The following is a 24802-nucleotide window of genomic DNA, read 5'->3' on the forward strand; positions in this document are numbered from 1 at the left end:
ATTCGACTGAATAAATTAATTCGTCATTAATATTTTCAGTTTTGAGACCGCAGCATGCGGACTGCTAAGCACCGGGCACGTTACAGCGGCCTGAACCTGATCCCAGGCGATCGCCATTGAGAAATGTGCAAGCAAAATGGCGTCAGCGTCTTGATGTTCACGCGCAGCCTGAACAAGTAGTTCGTTATGACGGCTTGCATCACCCTGCTCAAGTGCATCACGCGCGCCTTCAACTACGATACTTTTGAGCGTGGCTTCACGATAACCCTGGCGGACCAGCTCATTAAATTCAGCTTCCATTCCCGCAACAGCCGGAGCAAAGGTTGCCAACATAACAATATTTTTACCTTGAGCTAATGCAGCCTCAAACATCGCGGCATTCGGCTTCAGAACAGGCAATTCGTGTGTTGCCGCACTGGCATCAATGGCCTCGCCAAACGCAGAACAGGTGAATAGAACTGCGCCAGCATCAATGCTTTCGGCGTAGTTCACCAGTGAATCAATCCGCTTATAAAGACGATCATTTAGCAAAGTAACCTTACGACGATCTGTACTCAGCGAATCATCTAATAAATTACTGATCTCAGCTTCTGGCCACTGGGCTGCAAAAGCCTGATTGATGGGCTCAACGGCCAATGGCGTTGCATGGATTAAAACGATACGTTGATTCATCTTCGGCTCCATGAAAGCAGGTTGCCGCTGAATTGCGGCAACCTCATGACGTTAAATCAGGCGCGAATAGATGCAGCCACTTTGTCAGCAAAGGCTTTGGTGCCACACTTGCCACCCAGATCCGGCGTGCGGGTTTCTGGATTTTCCAACACTTCATCAATTGCACGGCTGATCTCTTCAGCAGCTTTGAGGAATTTTGGTTGATTGTGTTTCTCTGCGTACCACTGCAGCATCATCGCAACAGACAGGATCATTGACACAGGGTTAGCCTTGTCCTGATTCTGAATGTCCGGTGCGGAACCATGTTGAGCCTGAGCGCAGCAATGGGTATCGCTGGCCATGATTGAACCTGCCAGACCAAGGCTACCGGACAATTCACTTGCCAGGTCACTGATGATGTCGCCATAGAAGTTGGTAGCAACCAGCACGTCGAAACGCTCTGGATTACGCACCAGGTGCGCAGTTGATGCATCAACCAACAGATCATCCAGCTCAACTTCAGGGAACTCTTTCGCGACATCACGAACGGCTTCAAGGAACAGGCCGTCAGTCATGTGGAAGCTGTTCGCTTTATGAATAGCAGTCACTTTCTTACGACGTTGCATCGCCAGCTCAAATGCCTTGCGTGCAATACGTTCAGAGCAATGACGGGTGATTTTACGGGTCGAGAGCGCCATATCAGGGCTTGGCATCACTTCACCCCAGCCGCGAGTCATATTGCGGTCAGGATAGAAACCTTCAGTCGCCTCACGCATGATCACCAGATCCATAGATTTGCCTTCCTTCATATTTGAAGTCAGGAATGGACGGGTACGCGCCGGACGCACGTTAGCGTAAAGATCCAGACCGATACGGAAACCTGCAGAAACGTTACGACCGCCTTTTTCCGGTGCTGGATAGTCAGCGTGCGACTGTGTACCCAGGATAATGCCATCATAAGTTTTGGCACGGTCGAGTGATTCCTGGCGCAGCGTAGTACCGTGTAACTCCAGGCTTTTAAAACCCACGTCTTCGTAGTCGAACTCAAAGTTCAGGCCATACGCTTTATCCAGTGACTCCAGCACAGTTACCGCAGCAGAAGTGATCTCAGGGCCGATACCGTCACAAGGCAGAACCAAAATACGCATAAATACTCCAGATGGTTGGTCAGTTTTCGATTGCATTTTTATACCAATAAATGCACTGAAGGCAAGGTGATTGAGATCACATTTCTGATACAAAAAAAACACATTAGAACATTTATACGCTGAATCAGTGAGTTATATGAAAAGCTTTATAGCTTTAGGATTAATACCCGATATGACAAGGATTAATACCCCTTAGTGATTTGTGGAATGTTATGCAAACCGCTCTATTTTGTGATCTGAAGCACAAATTAACACCAAGCCTAATTGCACTTTTATTTACATAAAAGCAATATGTGCTCAATTTGTTACCGCTTCTGAGGAACACATATGATTAAGTTGGGCGTCATCGCGGATGACTTTACGGGTGCCACCGACATTGCCAGCTTTATGGTGAATGCTGGCTGGAAAGTGGTGCTGTTCAATGGCGTCCCTGCTGAGGCTTTTGATCAGGAAGGAATCGACGCGGTTGTTATCGCATTGAAAAGTCGTTCGATTCCGACGAGAACAGCGGTAGAGCAGTCATTATCTGCATCCAATTGGCTAAAAGCTCAGGACTGCAAGCGGCAGCTTTTCAAATACTGCTCAACTTTTGATTCAACCAGTGAAGGCAATATCGGTCCGGTTACTGATGCGCTGATGGAGAATCTTGGCGCAACCATGACGCTGATTTGCCCAGCAGTGCCAGACAACGGCCGCACGATTTTACAGGGGCATTTATTCGTCAAAGGGCAGTTACTCAATCAAAGCGGAATGGAACATCATCCAGTAACGCCGATGAAAGAGTCGTCACTGAAAAAACTGATGGAATCGCAATCTACGGGGCGTTGCGAAATCATCAGTCTCGACACCATCAAAAATCATGTTGAAGACATTCCTGATACGTTGGCCAAACTGGCGGAAGAAAAATTTAAATATGTTATCTGCGATGTGCTTGATAACAACGACCTGTTAACCGTGGCGAGTGAGACAGCAGATTTTAAATTGATCACCGGAGCTGCAGGCATTGGTTATGCGATTGCCGCACTGGATACGATGAATAAGGGCGCGGAAAACCATTCTTTCTCAATCAGTAAAGAAGGCGCGAGCGTTGTTCTCTCGGGCAGTTGCTCTTCAATGACCAACCAGCAAGTTAACTTTTATCAACAGCGCGCTTCATCTCTAGCACTGGATGTGGAAAAAATTCTCAATGAACCCACCTATCTGCAGACGGTAACTGGCTGGGTATTAACCCATACCAATGATTCATTGGCTCCAATGGTTTATGCCACCCAACCGCCGCAGATAATTGAGATCATTCAAAAGAACTATGGTGCGGAATTTGTTAGTGAAAAGATTGAAGGTTTCTTTTCTGCGCTAGCCAGCACTCTTAGTAAGAAAGGTTTCAACAAATTCATCGTAGCCGGTGGTGAAACGTCGGGTGCGGTGTCACAGGGTCTTGATATTAAAGGCATGGTAATTGGTGATGCTGTTGCACCAGGTGTGCCGTGGACGCAGGTTCTTGACGAAGAAAAGTGGGTAATTCTTAAGTCAGGCAATTTTGGCAACAGTGATTTCTTCTTAAAAGCGCAGGAGAGTGTGAAATGAGCGAAATGCAATTACGTCAGGATTTAGTTCGCTACGCACGCTCCCTGTTTGAACGCGGTTACAGTAGCGGTGGTGCCGGAAATATTAGCCTTAAATTACCCGATGGCCATATTCTCGCCACTCCCACTAATTCAAGCTTTGGCGATCTGGATGCTGATGAACTAAGTAAAGTGACCATGACCGGTGAGTTAGTTTTTGGTCAAAAGGCTTCAAAAGAAGTACTGATGCATCTGGCCATGTATCGCCAGCGTCCTGCTTGTGGCGGTATTGTGCATCTGCATTCACCCTGGTTAACAGCGTTATCCTGCCTGCCTGACCTGGATTACGACAATGCATTACCCGCCATCACACCTTATTACGTGATGCGAGTAGGCAAGTTACCTGTCGTTCCCTACATTCGTCCAGGCTCACCGGATATTGCAGTCCATGTGGAAAAATTAGCTAAGGAGCATAATTCGATTCTGCTAGCTAATCATGGCCCAATTATTTCAGGGAAAAACATCCGCGAAGCGGTATTCAATGCAGAAGAGTTAGAAGAAACAGCAAAACTCTACTTCGTTCTTAAGCCCTATGGTATGAAAACATTAACCGCCGAAAATATTGATGAGTTGAATACGCTTTTTAATATGAAATAAATAATTATTTTTAAAGCTGTGCAGATTTCCTGCACAGCGTTTTCTTACATCTAATACCCTGAAAATTTAAAGGACAAGTTATGTCTTTAATGCTTATCACCGGGATCGTTATGTTCATTATACTGACATGGTGCTTATTGAAGAATAAGTTTCCACCCAGTGTATTGTTTATTGTTTTACCCACCGTTGCTGCTCTGGTCTGTGGATTTGGTTTTAAAGAATTGGGTGAGTATGTCGCATCCGGATTAAAGTCAGTGGTAGGAACCGCCACGCTCGTTGCCTTTAGCGCCATGTTCTTTACCCTGATGAAAGAGGCGGGGGTCTTTGACGTTATTGTACGTTTTATCCTGCGCTTCGTAACGCAATCTACTTTCTCAGTATTGCTGGCGACTCTTGTTATTGCCTCAGTTTGTAGCCTTGATGGCAATGCCTACGCAACGTTGCTGGTTACCGTACCTGCCTTACTGCCCATCTATGAAAAGATGAATATCAGCCGTAAAACTTTATTGATGCTGGTCACTGTCGGTGTTGGCGTTACGGGAATAACTCCCTGGGGTGGCTCGCTTAATCGCGCGATTGCCGTAACCCATCTCGATATCCTTGAAGTCTATTACAAATTGATCCCGCTGCAGGTTGTGTTGTTCGTGCTGGGTGTTGTTCTGTGCTGGTACATGGCCAGAGTTGAAAATAGAAGCGGCTCAGGAATCACTAAAGAAGCTTTTCTGGTGATGCGTCAGGAGATGCTGACCAGCGAAGGAGATCACAATCCGTGGTTATTACGTGCGAACTTTGTACTGGTCATCGCCACCATTGTTATTTTGGTCTCAGGCTTAGTTTCCGGTAACTTCCTGTTCATGATCGCTTTCTCACTGGCGGTAATGATTAATTACCCCGATGCCAAAAAAGCACAGCAAAAAATAAAAGATTATGCGCTGACCATTTTCCCGGTAATTGTAATTTTCTTAACGATCGGTGTATTCGTTGGCATCTTACAGAATACGGGGATTATTAAGGTTCTGGTAAATGAACTTGCTGCGGTGCTCCCTTCCAGTTTAGGGCCTTATCTCTATATTATTCTGGCGGCGTTTAGCGTACCGATTGTTATTCTTATTGGTTCAGATGCATTTTATTTTGCTCTACTTCCTCTTGCTGTGGGCCTTGGGCAAAGTTTTGACGTCTCCCCACTGCACGTCACTATCGCCATGTTGATAACTGAACAAATTGGTCTGCTGTTAAGCCCTGTAATACCGGCGACGCATCTTGGGTTAGGTCTGCTTAATCTTCAGGTCGGCGAACATATTCGTCACTCCATGGTGAAAATTTGGATCATGAGTGTCTGTGCGCTGTTCGCTGCAGTTGTTCTTGGCATTATTCCTGTATGATGAGGAGCGCTATGATTCCTGCTGAACGTCATCAACGGATACTTGAAATGGTATCCACCAAACATTTTGTTAGTCTCCGTGAGCTCTCGGATATGCTGAATGTCACGGTGATGACCATTCGGCGGGATATTGAGCAACTCAGCGCGCGTGGCATCATCATGTCCACGCGCGGTGGGGTTAAGTCACGTGATGAAGTGCCTATGCGTAAACTGCCCGAAGCCGCTGGTTCTAACGCTCTGGTTCGTGCTGCGCTTAACTACCTTGGCGACAGTAAGGTGGTTTATATCGATGGCGGGAAACTGACCTTAGAGCTGGCCACCTTTTTCCCCTACAGCGATGAAATGACAATTGTCACCAATGATTTTGCTATCGCAAAGCATGTGATGGCTCACAGTGGCGCCGCACTGTTCTTTATTGGTGGAAAACTAAGCCGTCATGACAATACCTTCCATCAACGCGTCGCACTTGAAACCTTAAAAAGCCTCAATTTTGAAAAAGCATTCATTGCGCCGGAATCATGGGGTGATAAAGGCGTGTTACATAATGATGAATTTAGAACGTCTTATTACGATGCAATCATTAGCGCATCACGCAAATGCATCATGCTGGCAGACAATCATAGTTATGGCCGCAACGCCCTTTACAAAATGTTTTCCCTCACCGATATGGACATGGTCATTACAGACCTGTCTTCTTCAGAGTCGATTTTGAGCAGACGAATTGATCCGCTAAAACTGCATCCCATAGCGAGAAAATAACGATAGCCATCCAGCTTTAGTGGTCAAATTTGACTAATGGTCATTCTTTTGCTTCTAGCGGACCTTACCCTTCTCGCATGTCCGCTTAGTGCCAGAAGCGGACGTTTCGATAGAAATTTCATGTCAAAAAAATTGGACGCAGGTCAATGAATACGTGCTTATTCAAGCTGGAATAATTTCACGCTTCGCGTAATTTATTCAGAATAGCAACATAGGACAGGGATCTTTATGTATCTTGCAGAGCTCACTATAGAGAATTTTCGCAAACTGCGCGAAGCCACGCTGAAATTTCAACCCGGTTTAAATGTTCTGGTAGGCCCAAACAACGTAGGGAAAAGTGCAGCAATCGATGCACTCCGGACGCTTCTTGCAGGTCACGATGAGAATTATCCTCGCTTCGATGGTTCTGATAGGCACCGTCCGCATGAGGGCGAACCAACTGGTGATATAAGTTTCCATTTTGTATTCCGAGATCTTAGCCTTGAAGATGAAGCGGACTTTATTGCTGCCCTCAAGCCGAATGGGGACAAGAACATGGAGGCGCATATCCATGTCCAGTATACCGATATGGATAAGACGGGACGATTCAAAGTCCGGCGCTGGTGCGGTGATCATCCAGAGGTTTCGCTTACCTCAGATATGATGGAGAACCTTCGGGGGGTCTACCTCCAGCCTCTCCGCGATGCCGCGCAGGGCCTTCGTCCTAACCGTAACAGCCAGTTGGCTCGATTACTTCATTTGCTCACCGATGATGCAGGTCGTGACACAATAGATACGGCTTTAAAGCAACTTGACGAAACACTTAAACAAGACAAATCCATTCAAAGTACCCATAAAGCTATATCAACCAGACATGATTCCATGATGGGTGCTCAGCTAGCGCAGGAGCTTGCCGTCGGGCTCAGCGTGACTGATTTTCAGCGCCTCTCTTCCCGACTGACCCTGACGGCTGAATCCCTGGAAATTGAGAAGAATGGATTGGGTTTCAATAATCTGATCTTCATGGCGGTAGTTCTTAGTGAATTGGCTAAAAATACTGATTCTGCTTTCAGGAGTTTGATTATTGAGGAACCTGAAGCACATTTGCATCCTCAACTGCAACGTGTGCTATTGCAGTACCTTTCAGGGATTCCAACGGGTGAAGGCGAAAAATCTGTACAACTGTTTGTGACTAGCCATTCACCCAATTTTGCTAGTAATTCAAAACTTGATTCCCTTGTATGCCTTATCGAAAACGAGACCGGTGTAGAGACGTTCTTTCCACGTGATATCAAATTTGAAAAGGGAAAACGTGAAAAGCTGGAGCGGTATTTGGACGTAACTAGGGCTGAACTGTTTTTTGCCCGCCGGGTAATTTTCGTTGAGGGCGCTGCAGAACTCATGTTGATTGATGCGCTCGCTAAAAAAATGGACTTTGATCTCAGAAAATATGGGGTCAGTCTTATCAGCGTCGAAGGGCTAAATTTTGACTCCTTCCTCCCGCTTTTTGGAGAGCAGGGGCTGAGAATCCCTGTCGCTGTAGTAACCGATGCAGATCCATTTGAAGAAGAAGAGGTTGAAGACGTAGCAGAGGGGGGAACGGTTGAAGAAGAAATTGACGACATACTTGCTGAAGCCGCCTACCAGGAAGAGACTGACGCGCCTGATGGTGAAGATCCAGCTGACAAGGCTGGAAAAAAGAAAAAAGTTAAAAGGAAAGAGGTGTATCCCGCACTTGGAGACCAAGTGAGGTTGTCTGGTAATACTCTTAAGATGAAGAAACGTGAAGATGATTTCGTGAAAGTTTTTCACGGATTGAAAACCCTGGAATACGATCTGGCGCTCATTGAAGCAAACCGCGACGCTATGCTCACTGCATTAGCCGATCCACATCCAAGGATTTCAACGGCTCTCCGTAAGATCGTAGATGGTCAAGCAGACAATACGGCTAAAGCCAAATCGCTGTTCTGTGGCATGTTTGAGCGTAAAGATAGCGCTAATATCCAGAAAGGTCGATTCGCTCAGGCATTAGCAGATCAGATTTCGAAAGAGATTGGTTTTGAAGTCCCTGAGTACCTTAATAAAGCCATTCAGCATGTATGTCAGGGAGTGGTCAAGCCGTGAAATTATCAGAGGAACAGCTTGATATTATTGGTGCGCCGCTAGGGCCAATTGCTATCACAGCATGTGCAGGTAGTGGGAAGACAGCTACAGCTATTCGACGCCTGATTGCTATTCGGCAGAAAATGCAAAATAGTCGTGGTCGTGTTGTGCTTTTGTCTTTCTCAAATGTTGCTGTCAATACCTTTAATACAGGCTATGCAGAGCTCGCTGCTGGCCTACCAGACGATGCTAATCGTCGAAGGATAGAAGTCGATACACTTGACGGTTTCTTTACCAAACATATTTTACGTCCCCATGCAAGCAGGACTATGGCCGCGACTCAAGCCGCGTACTTGGTCTCTGGCTCGGAGCCTTTTCTTACAAGTTTTAGATATTGGCGTGAAGGTTATCCCCCACTGCCATTAAAAGACATAAAAATCATCATAATCGATGGCGATTTCGTCTTCTATTCGGATATAAGAAATAACCTTGAAATTCTTGATAAAGACAAGGTGTTAAAGATCATTCACGACCTTGGCCGTTTAGGTGCTTACACTCATGAGATTGGTCGGTACTGGGTGTATAAAACTCTGAATTCTCAACCTGCAGTATTGAGGGCTCTGGCAGCTCGCTACCCGCAAATCCTTGTCGATGAGTCTCAGGATTTAGGAACAGTGCATAAGGAAATATTAAAGCTACTCATTACTGAAGGGATTCAGCTTACGCTTATCGGAGATGTTAATCAGGGGATCTATGGCTTCGCTGGTGCTGACGGTGAGTTCCTTAAGAGCTATGAGCATCGTGAAGACGTTACCGGTTACAAACTTACTCGCAATTATCGTTCTCTGCCTCCAATCATAAATATCGCCAACATCCTTAGTGGCCGCCAAGACGAACCATGCCGCCATGGCGAACAAGGTGGAGCTTATTTTATTGGATACAAGGATTCGGAACTTCCCAAATTAACTGATGCATTTAAGGCCCATATTGATGAGTTAGGCATGCAATATCAGGATGCTGTGCTCCTCTGTCGGGGAGCAGACAGAGCCGCAGTAATTGCGGGTAAGACTGCCCCTCCAGGACAAGGTATGGTTAAGGTGTTAGCAGAAGCAACGTTGTTAAGGGATCAGCATAGTAACTACCATGGATGCTTTAACTTGGTCTGCCGGGCTATTCTCAGCTTATTGGAGGATATACCCCATGGCCTAAGTTCTAGACTTCAGGGGGTATCACATGATGCTGAGATAAAGGGACTAAAGCGATTACTATGGTGTTTCAGTCGCAACTCTGATTTGGGACTTCCTTCATCTGCGCTTGTGGCTAAGACTGACTGGCACTCCAAGCTATTAACGAATGTTAAAATGCTTCTCGCAGAGATTGAAAAGCACTGCGGATATAAAGTTGCTGGCAATGTAGGAACTAAACTTACTAAGAAATTATTACCAGATCAGACACTGACCAGTACAGTTTCGGCTCAAGGACACGGGCTAAGAGTCGAGACGGTTCATCAGGTTAAAGGGGAGTCTATCGGTGCGGTTATGTATGTGGCTAAGAAATCCAATATCAAAGCACTGCTTTCAGGTACAGGTGATGAAGAAGGACGTATCGGGTATGTCGCAATAACTCGGGCAAAGAACTTGTTCTGGCTGGCTGTACCACAATCATGTTTTAAAGAATTAAAAGAAGATCTCATTACAGCTGGTTTTCAGGAATGGACCTAACTTGCTGTCATTGATCCTGCCTGAACTAAATTGAAGAGAAAAACTTAGCTCTGCCGCTCTTGCCCGGGCTAATTGCCCGGTTTCGGTGTTCCGTAAAAGAGGTTTAAAAGCGTGCCTATTGCCTGAGGACTTTGAAGGTCAACGATGCAGATCAATTCGCACGACTTATCCAATCGCCGTAATCGCCCACCCAACATTGTGCCGGGCCGTCTGGAAATATCCATTCATAGCCCGTTTGCTCCTTCAAACGCGCAAGTATTTTATAAAGCCGTTCGTGAATTGAAGTGTCGATGAATTTGATTAGGTCTTCCCACTCATTTCTTCCGCCTATATGAAGCCCTAAACTCATTTGTGCCTGCACATAAAATTGTGTGCCGCTGAACGCAAACCCTACTAAACTATCAATCGATTTATGGCCTCCGTTATGGGCATAACGTTCGTTACGAATTTTATACAGATCATCATGAACATCCCGTAGGTGGACAGGGAGATCATTCCGCTGGAGAACGTAAGTGCCATTGCTTTTGGCGAACAAGCGTGCATAGCTGACCACAAAAGCGGTTGTTAACATCTCCTGTTCCAGCATCGACTCAGTAGTGATTTCAAACTTGGTCGTACGAAGCCGACGATAAATGTAACTAAGGCTTGTTGTAGTAGGTATTACCTTTATAAGTCTAATCAGACTTTCAATCTCTTTATCGCAACCGCTAATAATCTCCGCCCCTTTCTTCATTATTTGTTCAAAAGGCGCTCTTAGATCAGCTGGTAATTTGCTAAAAAATTCTTCAGAGACGCTGTAATAGTCGTCGCCTTCAAAAATAGGAGGAGGTGACATAGCCATCTGGGTAAACCCTGTGTTGAGAAATTGCACCATATTCAAACTAATTGGCGGTATTTATCAAGATAAATTAAAGTCTCAATTTGGCTTGGAAACGGAAGAACTTACAGAAGGACGAGAGTACAACTGAATTTCAAAACTGGCTCAAAGCGCGGTATGTCCTGCGGGACATGGAAATCATTCCTTGATGTATAACGCCTTTAAAACTGCCAATTCTGTCCATTTATCACGTGATAACCCTACAAATTAGATTACTTTGTAAGTTTGGAAAGTCCAATGTCCGCTTTTCGCTCATTGCCGCCATTCACTGAAATACTAACTCTGTCTAATTTATCTTCGTTTAAACCCCAAGCCTACACCGCGCAAGCCTAGGTTTTATTTGATCATAAATATTTTTTGAACGATGCGGTTGTGACCGTAATGGTGAGCCCCAGCATTAACGCGGCTGGCAGCAGCAGCAGGTTTGGATAGACCGCTGAAGGCCATGACAGGTAGGCCATTACCGGCAGATACACGGCTGGTTTAATCAACCTTTTCGCACGGTGGTAAAGAAACGACGACTCATAGCCGGCTCCGAACCGACGCAGGTCTCGTCGGCCGAGTCCTTCAACCACGGCGACACATATCACCAGGACGAACAGCGGGACAGATAGGGCAATAATAGTCACGCGGATCAGGGTCACGACAGAAACATATACCGTTGCCAGCATGTACTGCTGGAGATAATTTCCCAGCCAGCTGCTGGCCCCCTTGAGATTGCGTGATACCTCGTTGCCGCTGTTCATCTCAGCCTGATAGGTATCCTGTATCCAGCTGACGATGCCACTGTCTACGAACGCCCACTGATAAGCATCAGTCACCCATCGCGTTACCGTTGCAGCTGGTTCGGAAAGTAACAGGCTGCGTGTAAAATCAGAAGACAGATAGCCAAACTCGGTATTCATCACCGTCTGGCTGTGCGTAGTACCCATTTCAGGCCAGAAAAACGCGATCCCGACGTATTCAATGACAAGACTCAGCATCAGTGAGGCCAGAATCACGCCGATGAGTTTCCACGGCCAGCCCCATACCAAGTTATAGAGCAAACCGTGCTCGCGAGGCTCCACGGGTTGTTGCTGCGGATACTGCTGCGGTGTGGTACGACGTGCCTCAGCCATGATTATCTCCCTTCACTGGTGCGATTGCTGAACTGCGGCTGTCCCACCATCCTTCACTGCTGTGATAGTTGCGTCGCATCTCTTCGGCCAGACGCGCGATATTTTCAGGCATATGAATGTCACCGGCATCACCCGCCGGCAACGGCATCCGGATTTTCCAGAGCTGACCGCCTTCAAGCAGCGCGAACGCCTGGCCTTTTGGCAGCGTAACGATATCGGAAGGCTCCAGCAGCGGCACTTTGATGGTGCCCACGCGGTCCTGCGTGCTGGAGGTAAAATCATGATTTACGGTGACGTCAGCTGAATCCTGATGACCTGAGACCAGCGTTTTACTGTAGATTTCAACCTGCGGCAGCTGTGAGGTCAGCAGCTCGGCCGTCCGGTTCTCCCTGACGCGCAGCATAATCAGGTTGTTGAAGTTACCCTGAACCTGAGAGGTTTTGGCCGCGCTCCCGATCCGGGCTTCAATATCGGAGGACGTCTGCGTATAGGCCGTCACCTGCATGCCCGCACCGCCCCCTTTATTGATGAGGGGGATAAACTCATTGCCCATCAGTTCGTTAAACTCATCGCAGTGCAGATTGATGGCGTCCTTGCCCTCTTTAGATCCGGGCAGGCCGCCGTTGATACCGTGCTTGTAAATATGGCCGGCCACACTCACCAGGTCGGCAAACATGCTGTTACCCACGGCGCTGGCAACCTCGCTGTCGCTGAGCGCATCGAGTCCCACGTAAACGATGCCTTTTTTACGGATCACCTGTTCCCAGTCAAAAATGGGGCGGGGATCGTCCATATTCAGGTAATCAGGCGAGAGCAGCTCTGCCGTTTTGCCGGTGGTCAGTTTTTCCAGCAGCGGCAGCAGTGACGCGACAATTTTATCAAAATAGGTACGGTCATAGCGTACCGCAGAGCGTAGCCCGTCCAGTATCGGGTCATAAAGCTGGTTGCCGGCGTCCGAGCTCAGCGCCACCTCAACGGCCCAGATACGTACGGCTTCCGGCTGTCCCTGCATGGCACGCGGTACGTCATCTTCACTGAAGGCGTTGGCATTATTTTCGATCTGGCTGTTCAGTTCCGGCAGCTTCTCGGTGATTATTTTTTCTGCGTAACGCAGATACAGGTCGGCAATGTTGTTCACGTAGCGGGTAATGAGGCTGTAATCAGGACGCTCTCCAAGCGCGACCAGCGCCCGGGCAACGATATTCACGAATCGCCAGGCGAACTCGCGAAACGCCGCGCTGTTGCCTTCGCCGCTGAGCTGGCCGGCGACGCGTGTCGCGACTTCCGATACGCGCCCGAAACGCCCCACGGCGTTATAACGCGCGGAGATGTCAGGCCAGCCCAGATGGAAAACCGTCAGCTCATCGCCCCGCCCTGCGCGGTGCGCCTCTGCCCAGACCCTTTTTAGCAGGTCCGCATCCCCTTTTGGGTCAAATACGATGGTGATGTCCCCGCGCCGGATATCCTGCGTGATCAGTAACTCAGCCAGCCGCGTTTTTCCCACACGGGTGGTGCCATAAACAACCGTATGGCCGACGCGTTCACGTAAATCGAGCGTGACGTCAGTTTCATCGGGTTCTATGCCATGAATGGCAGGATTGCCCCCGACCGGCGGGAGCGGGCGAACGGGATTGAGCGCCGTGTCGGCTCTGAGCAGTTTGCCGATCGCCGGCAGACTGTTTTCGGTCGCCTCCTCAAGCTGGCGGGCAAGCTGATAAAGCTTTGAGGGTTTCAGATAGTGGGCCACTTCCGGACGCAGCGTATCGCGCAGACGCTGGGTGTGTTTCTGGGTCCAGCGAAACCCTCTGCCCATGAAGAGCCGACGTTTACTGACGGGGATCTGCTTTGACGTCATCATGTAACGCGGCAGACGGCGCAGATTACGACGGTAGCGAACGACCTGCATTCCCTGACGCGCGCGCACGGCAGACAGCACCGCAAATCCGCCGGCGGTGACGTAGCTGACGGAGGGCGCGAGAGCCACCGCCCAAGGCGCTGTGACGCAAACGACGGCGGCGGTTCCGGCTGCGACGGCCGTATTCAGCTCCACGGCGGGGCGCAGAAGCGCTTCAATAACGTATTTATCACTCACTGAGAAAACTCCTCGAATGGTTTGCCTGCCAGCAGCGCTAAAAGGCGGTGCCCGCTGATGATCATCAACTGCTGTGAGCCCCTGCTGACAGCCCTGCTTTTCTGGCCCGTACAGCCGGTATGAATAAACAGGCCTCGCAGCCCCATACACATCAGTACCGCTTCAAAGTCCCGGACGTGCGCCGGTGTAATGGACCGACTGTAGCGTTTGGCCTGAATCAGCCAGCACTCGCCGTTAATATGTACCTTTCCGTCAAGGCCGCCGTCTCCGCTGTATGACGCATTACGCTGTATGGGATACCCCTGACGTTCAAACGCCAGCAACAGCAGCTCCTCAAAGACATACGGATTAATTTTGCGCAGATAGGTCATGCGCTGCCCGTCACCGCTAAGTACGCCGAGGCGGGTATAAACGCGCTCAGCCGTCGCGCGATATCGCTGGTGCCTGCGCTCACTGGCCGTCTGCAGGCGAAAGCGCCAGAGAAGATAAACAATGACCGCCAGCAGAGCAGCCAGCAGAACCGGATTTCCCATCAGCAGGGCAGCAACATATGGAGCAGATATCACTGCGGCACCTCCTGAGAAAGGCCACTGTCCGTGATAAGCACAGGGTAATGCGTCAGCTGCAGGCGGCGGGCGAGTTCAGATCCCGATGAGGGGGCCAGCTGCAGGCCGGGGACCAGGCTACGCAGCTCAGCAAGCGACGCCGGGTTATCGATGTTCACAATCAGGCCCGCCGCGTTTCTGGCCGCAAGCTGCTGTGCGTTGTGCACCAGCCACTGACGTGAATAGCCGTCATCGCCGATGATGAACAGCGAGCCGATACCTGGCAGTGTCAGCGCCCGGGGGACAACATTGCCCGGCGACATTTCAGGAGTTGTCACGGGCAGCATGGCCGCTTCGCCCTGCGCCAGAGGTGCGGCAGGCGGTGGCGGCGCGTCCTGCCGGTTGACTGCGTCAAAAACGGCCTGCGTGCTTTGCCCGCCCAGGTCTGCGATAACGTTGAGCTCAGCGAGCGCAGCGGGTGAGAAAACAATAATTACGGTAATAATGAGTGTGTTAAGCGTCATGATCACTGACTCCGTGGGTTTATCCAGACGAGGCCGGTATCCGGCACCGATGCGGATGCTGTCTGTTCTACGGCAGTCGCCGCCGGCAGATGCGGCGAAGACTGAAGCTGGGCGAGTTTGGTTTTAACGAAGGCGCGATACCGGGCTGCGGGTGCGCCGCCTGCGGGATGGTGATAGCAGCCGGCCGCGTCAAGCCAGCTGCCGGGCTTTCTGTCCCAGCATTCGCGCAGAATGGTGGCAGCGGCGTTGAGATTCTTGTAAGGATCCAGCGCCTCCCAGGTAGAGGAGAATCGCTGGCCGTTCCAGCCGAGATTCACCTGGGCAATACCGACATCGATACGCTTCAGGGAATTCGTTTTTATGAAAACCTGCAGCGCCTGCCAGGCTTCAAGGCGGGTTTTATAGCGATATCCCCTCCCCGCGACGTTGAGTGTCCACGGCCACGGGCGTTCGCCCTGTGGCAACCTGCGGGAAGACTCCTGCAGGCTGACCGAATAGAGCGACTCCGCCGGCACGTTGTGAGCCTGTGCCACGCGCACGTAACCCTCAGGAACAATCTGTTTGTCACCGGCAAATGAAGAAAGTGAAACCAGCAGCAGCGCCGCGCCGGTCAGAATGCAGCGACTTGCCATCCGTTTTCCCCCTGCTGCAGAACGACCGGCATCATGCCGTTACCGAACCGCATCCAGCGACCGCCGTCATGATTCAGCGTGACCTGCCGGCTGCGCACCCTGTCCAGCGGAATATGATGATCTTTCGCCCAGCCACGCAGTTTTCCGTCATCCCCCTGGCTGTCCACAAGGTAGATATCCACCGGCCTGTTATCGGCTAACACCGCCGCCAGGCGGGCGTCACACTGCCCGCAGCCAGCGGATTTCACAAACAGTGCCAGCCGCCCGCCGGTGTCGTGGGCAATTCCGGCCGCATTGCCCATGTTGACCGCGAGGGTTTCAGGGTAGAGGCGCTTCCAGGCGGCGGTGACTTCACGCTGAAAATCCAGCTCTTTCTGCGTGCGGGCAAACTCTTCCCTGACCCATTTTTCTGCGTATTTTTTACGTTCAGCCTGACTCCGCGCCTCAATACCGAGTGTTGAAAGCGGGTCAAGCCCCGGCGACTGCGTACCGCGCGGGCCTTTCATCAGGCTCTGATATCGCTGATAGTCATCCTGACTCAGCCCCCACTGACCGGCTTGCTGCTGCAGTTCCTGCACGCTGCTTTGCTGCACGCTCTGATCCGAAGCATCAACCGGTTCGCCCCTGGCATTCACAACCTGGATATTTGCCTGCGTTGAACAACAAAACATCATCGCCGCAAGACTGAGTGTTTTTAGCTTCATATCGCCTCCGTTAGCGAACGTTTACGGTAGTTAAGCGTCCGTTCACGCGAAACTGCGCCTGCCCGTAGCCAGCATTGACCAGCGTCCAGCCATTAACGGTCTGCCCCTCGCCGATAAGGCGGATTTCAGACAGTGAGCTGAATCCCGCCGGCGCAATGGCCGCAAACGACGCCGCCCCCCGCTTTTCTACGCCGGTCAGCACAAAGGGCGCTTTACGCGCCACGCTTCTGACGGTTTTATGCGGCTTAGCGGGTGCCGGCTTTTTTACGACTTTTGTCGCTTCAGGTTCCGCCGTGGCCTGCTGCGCTTTCTGCGGTGCGTGCTGCAGCGCGGTAACGGCCTGGTCCAGTTCAGTCTGCCGGCTCTGCAGTGACGTCTGCGCCTGATCCAGCTCACTGAGCGACTGGCGAACCTGACTGACTGCCTCAGGTAATCCTCTGGCGGACCAGGCATCGAAAGACTTCTGAACGGCATTAAGCTGATCCTGCTGTCGTTTGATCGCCTCACCCTGCGCGTTAATGGTTGCCTGAACAGGTTCAAGGTCAGTCTTCGCCAGTGCCTGGGTGTAAACCACGTTTTGCTGCTTCTCAACGTGGCTGAGGCGGTTTTCCTGCGACACGCCGCTGCGAAGCGAAACAGAAGCCAGAAAAATTGCAGCAGCCGAAAGCGCAAACTGTCCTATTGCAGGCAGGTGATGCTTTACGGTGCTGAACCGGCTGCCTGATGACGGAATAGCGTCATCAGCATTCTCATCAGGAAAGGAGGTTTCTGTTGTCATTTTGTCAGCCACCCTCCGTGAGCAGGCTGCGCCTGAATGGGACGGGGACCAGTGACCTGAGAGGGACTGGCGGCGGATGACGTGGCTGCCGCCGGCGCGTATGCGCTGGCAGGGCGCGGCGGCAGCTGCGTCGCAGGCAACTGATAGCCGGCACGCAGGCTGTGGCAGACCACGCGCTGCACGTCATCCACTTCCAGCTCCCATGCGGGCCCCGCCAGCACCTGCAGTGCGGTGCGAAGACGCATCGGCCCCAGCTGGAACTGGACGGCCGGCAGCGGCTGACGATACAGCACGCCGTTGGCCGGTCCTGTCTGACACAGTGAGTAGCCGGACTGCTTAAGCGCATAACGCATGGCATCGGCCACGGTTGGCTGAACCGAGGAAGGAATACGCACATCAATAATCTGCGAGAGGGGGTCGCGTTGCACGGCCTGAGGATCCGTACTGACAAGCAGGTAACGATCGTAGCGAACCACCTCGGGCGTCCGCGCGTAAACATCATCTGCAGATGTCTGAACGTTGCGGGTGACGCTGACCGGGGCAACCGGTTCTGCAGGAGCCCGATCCTGCAGCTTCTGGGGCTGCTGAATACACCCCGTCAGCAGCGCAAGCGGTAAAGCGGCAAAGACGGCATTAAATTTCATCTGAAAAGTTCCTGTACAGTGTGAACAGGCATCACTGTGCGCAACTCTTCAACAGGCTTCTATCAACAACTCTTTTTGCGTTTTCAAAAAAAAACGCCGACCGGAGTCAGCGTTTTTTATCAGCACTTTCAGGCAACCTGATGGGGCGGGTGCGTGATGTCACCACGGCCGCTTAACAGGCCATCAATCGAAACATCTTCGTCCAGTGCGTCCCAGTGGATCCCACGGGGAGACAGTTCATAGTCATTCAGCTGTTCGGCAGACGCGTTGCAAAGTCGGGGAAACCAGGACAGCGGCACACCGATTATTCGCTCGTCTGACAGTTCGACCCACATGATGCGGTCATCGAACCGAACTTCCTTAGCTGAAATAGTCATTCCAGGCCTCCAGAAGCAGGGGTTGGTTTAGCTTTATCAGTATTAGCAGTTCTTTTACTGTCCGGGAATCAAATCCGTCATTACGCGCCAGTTTCACAACGGGTTCCAGCCAGAACTTTGCTTCAGTGCCGGCCTTCATCACATGAATGTGAGCTGGTTCGCGCGGATTGCCTTCATTGGAATAGAAAAAGAACCGAAAACCCTTCAGCCTAAGTATGACAGGCATCGTCAGTAACCTTTAAGGGATTTGGTGAAATTAACTGCAGCGGTAAGAGGCAGCGGCGGTTCAGAGAGCGCCTGCGGCATGTTTTGCGATACCGTAACCGTGTCCGAGGAACGGTATGTCATCATCCCAGCCCCCTGCAGGTTGCGACTGTGACGCAGGCTGCTGCGGAGCGGATTGAGCACTGTGACGCTGCGATCCCCGTTTTTGGTTTTCCTGACCCCTGCCGCCTTTCGGCTGCGGAGCGGAGGAAGGCTGTGACGTAGGCTGCTGTGGCTGGTCCCAGCCACCGCTGTGTTGTGGTTGATCGCTGTTATGTTGACGCCCCCCTAACATCTGCAGGGTGCCGCCCACGTTCACAACCACTTCCGTTGAGTATTTGTCCTGCCCGCTCTGATCCTGCCATTTGCGGGTGCGCAGCTGTCCCTCGATATACACCTGAGAACCTTTGCGAAGGTATTCACCGGCAACGTCTGCCAGTTTGCCAAACAGCACCACGCGATGCCATTCAGTGACTTCCCGGTTTTCACCGGTTTGCTTATCGCGCCATGACTCTGACGTTGCCAGTGAAAGGTTAGCGACCGCGCCGCCGTTAGGCATATAGCGGATTTCAGGATCCTGACCGAGATTGCCGACCAGAATAACTTTGTTTACGCCGCGAGAGGACATAAGCATGCTCCTTCAGAGAAAGGCCTGCTCAGAAGAGAGCAGGCTTTAGTGAACAATCAGAATGAGTTTTCGGCGTAGGCTTGCTGCTGAGAAGCGGCATTCTGCGTCGGATGGGGTTCAGCGCGTTCAGTCTTGTAGACCATGTCCTGGCCTATCTTGATCCAGTCCACCTTAATCAGGCGGGCTTTCAGGCTGACGCGGCTTTCACCGGCGTGCTCACCATTTTTCAGCTGAAAAATGTCGGTTGACGGGTTACTCAGAACAAAGCCAATCAGCACTTTCTTATCTTCATCCACCGCCTTCTGACAGCGGTTAATGAGGCTGCTGGCTTCTTTGCCGGCAACCGTGACGTCGAAACGCACGTAAGAAGGGCTGTCGGCCGGACCTGACAGTGCGTTGATCACGCAGCTGATAAAGGTGCCGGACTGAGCATTGACCTGCCGCACGTTGCTGAGAAAGCCCAGTCCGTTGATGGTCAGGTTGAAGTAGTCTTTTGATTTACCGGTGTTGCTGGCATTTGAAGTGTTGTTTACAGACATGATGTTTTCTCCATGGAGGTCAAAAAAAGGTTCGACGGAGAAAACTTCTGCCCGGACGGGAGAAGAATTCCCGTCGGGGAGTCAGAATCAGCTAAATTCTGACTGTCTTGATAGTTGAATGAACCTTCATCGCCAGGCAGTAGGAGCCGTAATTGACGATATCTGCTTCCAAAGGCGAGCAGATGTACCACACTGATGTGTTCTCCCTTGCAGGCTACAGGAGTGTTATGTTCAGCCACCCGAAGGCGATTCTCTCAGGCCAGGAATCATTGGTGGTCGTCAGAGACGACAGGTAAGCCCGTTCATTTTTAAGCCAAACATCGCGGCTGTCAACCTTTCTGACTCGTCAGATTGAGACTTGCCGGCGCAGAAGCCGCCGCTTTTCGACCCCGGCCTGCCCCCCGGGTTTTACCCGCCGCCTGACGACGGTTTTTACGGTTTGCCTCACCAATAATCCCCTTACAGTCCGGATACTTCATGCAGCCCCAGAAATTGCCCTGTTTGTTCTTGCACAGCCGGGTCGGGCCACCGCAAATCGGGCAGACAGGGCCGGTCAGCGCCGTGACGTTAAAGGCAGTCGCCCGCCCTTTTTCGATAAGATGCCGGGTCCACTGGCTCTGCTTTTGCATAAAATCGCTGAGCTCACTTTTCCCCTGGGCGATATCATCCAGCGCCTGCTCCCAGAGGGCCGTCATGCCGGGGCTGGTCAGTGTTTCAGGCAGTGCGGCGATGAGCTCGTGCGCCATCTGAGTGGACAGGATGAACTTCCCCTTTCTCTCCAGGAAGCCCCGCTTAAACAGCGTCTCCAGCACGCCGCTGCGCGTCGCTTCCGTCCCCAGCCCGGCATTCTCACGCAGCACCTTCCTGAGCTGGGGATCCGTGACCAGGCTTGCCGCGTTTTTCATGGCCGCTATCAGCGTGCCTTCGGTATGGTGCGGCGGCGCTTTGGTCATATTGTCTTTAACGACCGCACCGGTAACCGTGCAGGCAGCGCCCTGCTCAAGCGCAGGCAGCTGCGCGGACGACTCCTTATCACCGTCAGCCTCCTCCGACTGCTCTGCGGTATAGAGTGATTTCCAGCCGGCGTGGATCATCACGCGCCCCCGCGTGCGGAAAAGCTGATTACCGATGTTGAAGGTGGCATCCGTCACATCGGTTTCCTGCAGCGGCATAAACTGTGCCAGATAGTGCAGCCGGATAAGCGAATAGACTTTGAGCTCTTTTGCATTCAGTTTTGCTATTTCGAACGGCTGCCGCGTGGGAATAATCGCATGGTGCGCCGTAATTTTTTTGTCGTTCCAGACGCGTGAGTTGAATGCAGTATCAAGTTGCGCAATCTCAGCGCTGATTGTGGGGTCCGAGCGCTGTATCGCATCCAGCACGGCGCTGGCCTCCGCCCGCATCGAAAGCGGGAGATAGCCGCAGTCGGTACGTGGGTAGGTCGTCGCTTTGTGTTTTTCATACAGCGACTGGGCGATAGACAGGACCTCATTAGCCCCAAAGCCCCATTTGCGGTTGCAGGCCTCCTGAAGATCGCCAAGAGAAAAACAGAGCGGTGCCGGGGTTTTATCACGCTTTTTCTCAACGGAAATCACGCTGCCGGATCCGGCTTTCTGGCAAAGCTGCCCGACCGCCTGTGCAACCTGCTGATTCACGCAGCGATTTTCACTGTCGCAATATTTCCCCGCCGCAACCCATTCGGCTTCAAAGGCAATCCCGTCCTTTTCCAGCTGTGCCCTGACCTTCCACCACGGCTGTGGCGTAAAGCCGGCAATTTCATGATCCCGGTTAACCACAATGGCGAGCGTGGGCGTCTGAACGCGTCCAACGGAATACACCTCTGATACGCCGGCTTCACCGGCTTTCACGGTATAAAAACGGGTCAGATTCATCCCGATAAGCCAGTCAGCCCGCGCACGACCGATACCGGCCTGGTAGAGTTTTTCGGTTTTTTCACCCGGCAACATTTCATTCAGCGCTGTTTTAATGCTCGCTTCGTCAAGCGCGGAAAGCCACAGCCGGCGCACGGCACCGCTGTAGTGGCAGTATTCCATCAGCTCACGCGCAATCACCTCACCTTCCCGATCGGCGTCGGTTGCAATGACCACTTCACTGGCCTGCTTCAGCAGTTTTCTGATAACGCCAAACTGATCGGCAGTGTCTTTCTTGACGGTCATCTGCCAGCGATCCGGAATAACGGGCAGCACTTCCGTGCGCCACGGGCGGCCAAACTGTTCGCCATACGCTTCAGGGCTGGCCGTTTCCAGCAAATGCCCCACGGCCCACGTCACCGTGATGTTACCGCCGGTGATACATCCCTGCCCGCGCTGGTTGACACCCAGCACGCGGGCAATATCTTTGGCCTGAGAGGGTTTTTCACACAGATAGAGCTGCATGCGGGTCTCCGGTATTAGCGTGCCTGACCAGAGGCAACCTGGCGGACCTGAGTCAGAACGTTATTGAAATTGCTGCCGGTCAGGTGCGACGGGACGGGCGATTTGTACGTCATGTACACCCGCGTTCCTGTACCGTTCTTTTCGAGCTCGATGTCCATATGATCGTTGTCGCCAACGTCGCTGCCCATGCGATAAGAACTTCCCGGAACGGCTTCCCAGACCGGATGTGCATCCTGAATGGCTGACGCACTCCACCGGCTGTTACGATCTTTTGAACGGATGCGTTCAATCTCCTCAGCGCTGACATAGCCATAATGTCGCTTCAGGCGTGCAGCGGCAGTATCGATATCAACCGGCACGCTGAACTGTTTGCTGGTACTCTTCCCGACAGAGCCAGAGGCTTTGGTCAGCACCGGCATGCCGTTGCCGGAGTCCATAGAGTTCGCGTCATCGCCGCGCAGCGTTTTGCTGATGCTGAAAGCGGTATCGCTGATATTTTTATTGATGCTGGCTAAATCAGAGCCGGCACAGCCGCTCAGCAGGACGCAGACAGCGCCTGAAATAATCATCCGTTTCAAATTAGTCGTCCTCAGAGGTATCAGCAGTAAGTGGAGAGAATGAAGAGCGTTTCTCACCAGACATCACTGCCGGATCGGGTTCGCCCAGACGCTTGATGGCCGCCAGACCCCGCGCGGTTTTATTACGGATATCCTCGTAGGTCACCGGCATACTCCGGTAATTCTGAATAAGGCCGTACACCACACGAACAGCTTTACTGCCTGTTTCAAGGAACTGATCGCGCTGCGAGCGGTTAATCAGACCGTAATGGAAAGCCCCAAACGCTTTTAACGCCAGCTGGTCGTAATGAACCAGCAGCCAGACGCAGCGATACCCCAGGGGTGATCGGCTGAACACATCCAGATTAAGCGGTTCGGAAGAGCTGACGTCTGAAATGCTGATGCCGACCGGAATGGCTGCGGTAATTTTTGCGATAATCCTGACCTGCTCCTCCACCTTTTTAGTCGCCACCCTGATGGCTTCTTCAAGGTTGACCAGAAACTCGTCACCGTAGGGATTGCCTGCCGCTGCATCGCGACCTGCATATCCAGCCCGCGCGATAGCTTCCGGCATGCCAGGGATTTTGTGGCGATATTCCTTATTGTCTTTTTCATCAGAGCGATTTCGCCCTTCCCAAAGCCTGATTGCATAGTGTGAATGCAGCTCAACAGTCAGTGTGGATACCAGTCCGCCAGACCGCCGGGGCGAGGTTTGGGGAGATGTCTGTTCGGCCATAGCTGTCTCCTGATAGGCAAAGGCTTCTCGTTAAGTAAGTGGCGATCCTCATTCCTGGAAGGACCGTAAACAATGCGAAATCAGATTTTCAAAAATGAAAATTTGTTTTCTAAAAAAACAGTTCAATTAATAACCACTGTTGCACGGTGCAACACCGTATGTTTTATATACACCTGTCAACGCCAGCTCATTTCCTCTGAGGTCCAACAGACTCACGAAGACTCTGTAATATCTCTCTGACGCGCTCGTCACTGCAGGACTTCCTGTTTTCAGAAGCAGAAGGCCTGAAGGGCCGTAATTCCGGGCGTGACGCATGGCCGGGGTTATCTGATACTTTCGTCCCGCTTTCAGCAGGATAAAGCGTCCCCTGCCGGGCCTTTTTGAGCACGGTCAGCAGCCAGCCAAGCGGGTTTTGCAGGCTGCGTTCACGCTGCGCCCGGATAATATTCGACAGGACCAGCGCAGATCTCTCAGCCGGTAACGCCTGCAGCTGGCGATTAACCATCTCTCGATCTTCAGGTTTCAGCAGGGATGCGAAATTGTCGGGCAGGCAAACCGAATCGTTTACGTATGTTTTATCTGTATTAGTAGTAAAACTACGTACGTAACTGTTCGGATTCCGAACCCGGCCGTTATGCCCCGCGCCACTTCTGAGTTCGGATACCGAACCCGGCTTCTGAGCCTGCACATTTAAGCTGAGTTCGGAATCCGAACCCGGTAAATGACTCGTCGGTTCGGGTACAGTCCGGCAGGCCAGATCTTCAGGACTCTGAACGGCACCCAGCCGAGCATTTAGCATTTGAAGGTGGCTGCGGTGGTGAGCCATTGCGGGATCCAGCCGAATTTCACTGATGACTGATTTCGCTGTGGAACTGATGGTGCGGTTGCTACTCATGCAGGCTTCCGCAACGGTTTTAAGCCAGTGTGGATCGAACGTTTCTGCGTCACAAAATGACAACGGCTCATCGTGTTGCGCATAGATGTTGCCTCTTACCCTACCCTTTTCATCCCTTACGCGTTTGCAGAGGCTGAGCCAGCCAGTGATGCGAAGCATGAGGAGTATGCGGCTGATGGTCTCTCTGGACGCTTTGCCTTTTCCCGGCGTTGCCAGCTGCAGCTGCAGCTCTTCATAGGAGGGAAAAACGGCACCGTCATTGCTCAACGCGTGCAGGCGGATGATTATCCAGCCCATTTTGTCCAGCGGAGAGAGGCGTGGGTCCAGAAGCAACCGGCGCGGCATGGAATCATGTATATTACCCGTGAATAACAGACCACCACGGACACAGTTGTTTTGCTCTTCCGGCAAACACGCCAGCCGATCGATTAATTTATTGACTGCCTGATGGATAAGGTTGTCATCCGGTAATGTCATTCTTCACCTTCTGAATACAAAAATGCTGAGCACTGTGCCACTTCAGGCGCAACGCTCA

The 24802-nt window shown here is 51.5% G+C and carries 25 protein-coding genes; 6 read left to right on the forward strand and 19 right to left on the reverse strand.

Annotation, left to right across the window (positions count from 1 at the left end; translation table 11 throughout):
- Positions 1-15 precede the first annotated feature (15 nt).
- Positions 16-672, reverse strand: coding sequence for an arylsulfatase (locus ACYAC5_RS23980; protein ID WP_134187310.1), 657 nt, complete (start codon positions 670-672; stop codon positions 16-18).
- Between the two features lie 56 nt (positions 673-728).
- On the reverse strand, positions 729-1799 hold the full coding sequence (locus ACYAC5_RS23985; protein WP_462063471.1) for an isocitrate/isopropylmalate dehydrogenase family protein: 1071 nt from the start codon (positions 1797-1799) through the stop codon (positions 729-731).
- Between the two features lie 327 nt (positions 1800-2126).
- On the opposite strand from ACYAC5_RS23985, the gene otnK reads away from it, so the two are divergent.
- The 6 genes from otnK (at position 2127) to ACYAC5_RS24015 (ending at position 9961) form a co-directional block, all read left to right on the forward strand.
- Complete coding sequence (gene otnK, locus ACYAC5_RS23990; protein WP_462063472.1) at positions 2127-3383, forward strand: 3-oxo-tetronate kinase; 1257 nt, start codon at positions 2127-2129, stop codon at positions 3381-3383.
- Positions 3380-4018 (forward strand): 3-oxo-tetronate 4-phosphate decarboxylase, encoded by a 639-nt coding sequence (gene otnC, locus ACYAC5_RS23995; protein ID WP_462063473.1) that lies wholly within the window; start codon positions 3380-3382, stop codon positions 4016-4018. Before otnK ends, otnC begins: the two co-directional genes overlap by 4 nt.
- A gap of 80 nt (positions 4019-4098) precedes the next feature.
- Entirely contained in the window at positions 4099-5400 is a 1302-nt protein-coding gene (locus ACYAC5_RS24000) for an SLC13 family permease (protein ID WP_462063474.1), read from the forward strand.
- An 11-nt stretch (positions 5401-5411) separates the two neighbouring features.
- Positions 5412-6158, forward strand: coding sequence for a DeoR/GlpR family DNA-binding transcription regulator (locus ACYAC5_RS24005; protein WP_462063475.1), 747 nt, complete (start codon positions 5412-5414; stop codon positions 6156-6158).
- Positions 6159-6386: 228 nt separating this feature from the next.
- On the forward strand, positions 6387-8261 hold the full coding sequence (locus tag ACYAC5_RS24010) for an ATP-dependent nuclease (RefSeq protein WP_462063476.1): 1875 nt from the start codon (positions 6387-6389) through the stop codon (positions 8259-8261).
- Positions 8258-9961 carry a UvrD-helicase domain-containing protein gene (locus tag ACYAC5_RS24015; protein ID WP_462063477.1) on the forward strand — a complete coding sequence of 568 codons (1704 nt, stop codon included), beginning with the start codon at positions 8258-8260 and terminating at the stop codon, positions 9959-9961. The genes ACYAC5_RS24010 and ACYAC5_RS24015 overlap by 4 nt, the downstream gene beginning before the upstream one ends.
- 151 nt (positions 9962-10112) lie before the next feature.
- Here the strand turns inward: ACYAC5_RS24015 and ACYAC5_RS24020 are convergent, their stop codons facing one another.
- From ACYAC5_RS24020 to ACYAC5_RS24100, 17 genes are all read right to left on the reverse strand, one after another.
- Positions 10113-10802, reverse strand: coding sequence for a hypothetical protein (locus ACYAC5_RS24020; RefSeq protein WP_462063478.1), 690 nt, complete (start codon positions 10800-10802; stop codon positions 10113-10115).
- 380 nt (positions 10803-11182) lie between these two features.
- On the reverse strand, positions 11183-11956 hold the full coding sequence (locus tag ACYAC5_RS24025; RefSeq protein ID WP_462063479.1) for a TIGR03747 family integrating conjugative element membrane protein: 774 nt from the start codon (positions 11954-11956) through the stop codon (positions 11183-11185).
- Complete coding sequence (traD, locus tag ACYAC5_RS24030; protein ID WP_462063480.1) at positions 11949-14048, reverse strand: type IV conjugative transfer system coupling protein TraD; 2100 nt, start codon at positions 14046-14048, stop codon at positions 11949-11951. Before traD ends, ACYAC5_RS24025 begins: the two co-directional genes overlap by 8 nt.
- Entirely contained in the window at positions 14045-14614 is a 570-nt protein-coding gene (locus ACYAC5_RS24035) for a restriction endonuclease (protein WP_462063481.1), read from the reverse strand. The genes traD and ACYAC5_RS24035 overlap by 4 nt, the downstream gene beginning before the upstream one ends.
- The gene (locus ACYAC5_RS24040) at positions 14611-15117 is read right to left on the reverse strand and encodes an integrating conjugative element protein (protein ID WP_462063482.1); all 507 of its coding nucleotides are present in this window, start codon (positions 15115-15117) and stop codon (positions 14611-14613) included. Before ACYAC5_RS24040 ends, ACYAC5_RS24035 begins: the two co-directional genes overlap by 4 nt.
- A gap of 2 nt (positions 15118-15119) precedes the next feature.
- Positions 15120-15749, reverse strand: a complete 630-nt coding sequence (locus tag ACYAC5_RS24045) for a lysozyme family protein (RefSeq protein WP_462063483.1) — start codon at positions 15747-15749, stop codon at positions 15120-15122.
- Positions 15728-16453: a TIGR03759 family integrating conjugative element protein gene (locus ACYAC5_RS24050; protein ID WP_462063484.1), complete on the reverse strand. Its 726-nt coding sequence runs from the start codon at positions 16451-16453 to the stop codon at positions 15728-15730. Before ACYAC5_RS24050 ends, ACYAC5_RS24045 begins: the two co-directional genes overlap by 22 nt.
- A gap of 10 nt (positions 16454-16463) precedes the next feature.
- Positions 16464-17231, reverse strand: coding sequence for a DUF2275 domain-containing protein (locus tag ACYAC5_RS24055; protein WP_462063485.1), 768 nt, complete (start codon positions 17229-17231; stop codon positions 16464-16466).
- Positions 17228-17875: a PFGI-1 class ICE element type IV pilus protein PilL2 gene (gene pilL2, locus ACYAC5_RS24060; protein ID WP_337024492.1), complete on the reverse strand. Its 648-nt coding sequence runs from the start codon at positions 17873-17875 to the stop codon at positions 17228-17230. The genes ACYAC5_RS24055 and pilL2 overlap by 4 nt, the downstream gene beginning before the upstream one ends.
- A gap of 128 nt (positions 17876-18003) precedes the next feature.
- Complete coding sequence (locus tag ACYAC5_RS24065; protein WP_224934840.1) at positions 18004-18252, reverse strand: DUF2442 domain-containing protein; 249 nt, start codon at positions 18250-18252, stop codon at positions 18004-18006.
- Positions 18236-18478, reverse strand: a complete 243-nt coding sequence (locus tag ACYAC5_RS24070) for a DUF4160 domain-containing protein (protein ID WP_462063486.1) — start codon at positions 18476-18478, stop codon at positions 18236-18238. The genes ACYAC5_RS24065 and ACYAC5_RS24070 overlap by 17 nt, the downstream gene beginning before the upstream one ends.
- Positions 18479-18538: 60 nt before the next feature.
- A complete protein-coding gene (locus tag ACYAC5_RS24075) occupies positions 18539-19144 on the reverse strand; it encodes a single-stranded DNA-binding protein (protein ID WP_462063487.1) in 606 nt (201 codons plus the stop codon).
- Between the two features lie 56 nt (positions 19145-19200).
- Entirely contained in the window at positions 19201-19683 is a 483-nt protein-coding gene (locus ACYAC5_RS24080) for an STY4534 family ICE replication protein (RefSeq protein WP_462063488.1), read from the reverse strand.
- A gap of 329 nt (positions 19684-20012) precedes the next feature.
- Positions 20013-22079: a DNA topoisomerase III gene (locus ACYAC5_RS24085; RefSeq protein ID WP_462063489.1), complete on the reverse strand. Its 2067-nt coding sequence runs from the start codon at positions 22077-22079 to the stop codon at positions 20013-20015.
- A gap of 14 nt (positions 22080-22093) precedes the next feature.
- Complete coding sequence (locus ACYAC5_RS24090; protein WP_462063580.1) at positions 22094-22648, reverse strand: hypothetical protein; 555 nt, start codon at positions 22646-22648, stop codon at positions 22094-22096.
- 10 nt (positions 22649-22658) lie between these two features.
- Positions 22659-23372 carry a PFL_4669 family integrating conjugative element protein gene (locus ACYAC5_RS24095; RefSeq protein WP_462063490.1) on the reverse strand — a complete coding sequence of 238 codons (714 nt, stop codon included), beginning with the start codon at positions 23370-23372 and terminating at the stop codon, positions 22659-22661.
- Positions 23373-23559: 187 nt separating this feature from the next.
- On the reverse strand, positions 23560-24744 hold the full coding sequence (locus ACYAC5_RS24100; protein ID WP_462063491.1) for an STY4528 family pathogenicity island replication protein: 1185 nt from the start codon (positions 24742-24744) through the stop codon (positions 23560-23562).
- Positions 24745-24802 lie beyond the last annotated feature (58 nt).

The sequence above is a fragment of the Pantoea sp. y20 genome (genome assembly GCF_054903455.1).

What these genes read in the sequence shown, in the direction of transcription:
- ACYAC5_RS23980 (WP_134187310.1), bottom strand. Translation starts at nt 672, where the DNA reads ATGAATCAACGTATCGTTTTAATCCATGCAACGCCATTGGCCGTTGAG.
- ACYAC5_RS23985 (WP_462063471.1), bottom strand. Translation starts at nt 1,799, where the DNA reads ATGCGTATTTTGGTTCTGCCTTGTGACGGTATCGGCCCTGAGATCACT.
- otnK (WP_462063472.1), top strand. Translation starts at nt 2,127, where the DNA reads ATGATTAAGTTGGGCGTCATCGCGGATGACTTTACGGGTGCCACCGAC.
- otnC (WP_462063473.1), top strand. Translation starts at nt 3,380, where the DNA reads ATGAGCGAAATGCAATTACGTCAGGATTTAGTTCGCTACGCACGCTCC.
- ACYAC5_RS24000 (WP_462063474.1), top strand. Translation starts at nt 4,099, where the DNA reads ATGTCTTTAATGCTTATCACCGGGATCGTTATGTTCATTATACTGACA.
- ACYAC5_RS24005 (WP_462063475.1), top strand. Translation starts at nt 5,412, where the DNA reads ATGATTCCTGCTGAACGTCATCAACGGATACTTGAAATGGTATCCACC.
- ACYAC5_RS24010 (WP_462063476.1), top strand. Translation starts at nt 6,387, where the DNA reads ATGTATCTTGCAGAGCTCACTATAGAGAATTTTCGCAAACTGCGCGAA.
- ACYAC5_RS24020 (WP_462063478.1), bottom strand. Translation starts at nt 10,802, where the DNA reads ATGGCTATGTCACCTCCTCCTATTTTTGAAGGCGACGACTATTACAGC.
- ACYAC5_RS24025 (WP_462063479.1), bottom strand. Translation starts at nt 11,956, where the DNA reads ATGGCTGAGGCACGTCGTACCACACCGCAGCAGTATCCGCAGCAACAA.
- ACYAC5_RS24040 (WP_462063482.1), bottom strand. Translation starts at nt 15,117, where the DNA reads ATGACGCTTAACACACTCATTATTACCGTAATTATTGTTTTCTCACCC.
- ACYAC5_RS24045 (WP_462063483.1), bottom strand. Translation starts at nt 15,749, where the DNA reads ATGGCAAGTCGCTGCATTCTGACCGGCGCGGCGCTGCTGCTGGTTTCA.
- ACYAC5_RS24050 (WP_462063484.1), bottom strand. Translation starts at nt 16,453, where the DNA reads ATGAAGCTAAAAACACTCAGTCTTGCGGCGATGATGTTTTGTTGTTCA.
- ACYAC5_RS24055 (WP_462063485.1), bottom strand. Translation starts at nt 17,231, where the DNA reads ATGACAACAGAAACCTCCTTTCCTGATGAGAATGCTGATGACGCTATT.
- pilL2 (WP_337024492.1), bottom strand. Translation starts at nt 17,875, where the DNA reads ATGAAATTTAATGCCGTCTTTGCCGCTTTACCGCTTGCGCTGCTGACG.
- ACYAC5_RS24065 (WP_224934840.1), bottom strand. Translation starts at nt 18,252, where the DNA reads ATGACTATTTCAGCTAAGGAAGTTCGGTTCGATGACCGCATCATGTGG.
- ACYAC5_RS24070 (WP_462063486.1), bottom strand. Translation starts at nt 18,478, where the DNA reads ATGCCTGTCATACTTAGGCTGAAGGGTTTTCGGTTCTTTTTCTATTCC.
- ACYAC5_RS24075 (WP_462063487.1), bottom strand. Translation starts at nt 19,144, where the DNA reads ATGTCCTCTCGCGGCGTAAACAAAGTTATTCTGGTCGGCAATCTCGGT.
- ACYAC5_RS24080 (WP_462063488.1), bottom strand. Translation starts at nt 19,683, where the DNA reads ATGTCTGTAAACAACACTTCAAATGCCAGCAACACCGGTAAATCAAAA.
- ACYAC5_RS24085 (WP_462063489.1), bottom strand. Translation starts at nt 22,079, where the DNA reads ATGCAGCTCTATCTGTGTGAAAAACCCTCTCAGGCCAAAGATATTGCC.
- ACYAC5_RS24090 (WP_462063580.1), bottom strand. Translation starts at nt 22,648, where the DNA reads ATGATTATTTCAGGCGCTGTCTGCGTCCTGCTGAGCGGCTGTGCCGGC.
- ACYAC5_RS24095 (WP_462063490.1), bottom strand. Translation starts at nt 23,372, where the DNA reads ATGGCCGAACAGACATCTCCCCAAACCTCGCCCCGGCGGTCTGGCGGA.
- ACYAC5_RS24100 (WP_462063491.1), bottom strand. Translation starts at nt 24,744, where the DNA reads ATGACATTACCGGATGACAACCTTATCCATCAGGCAGTCAATAAATTA.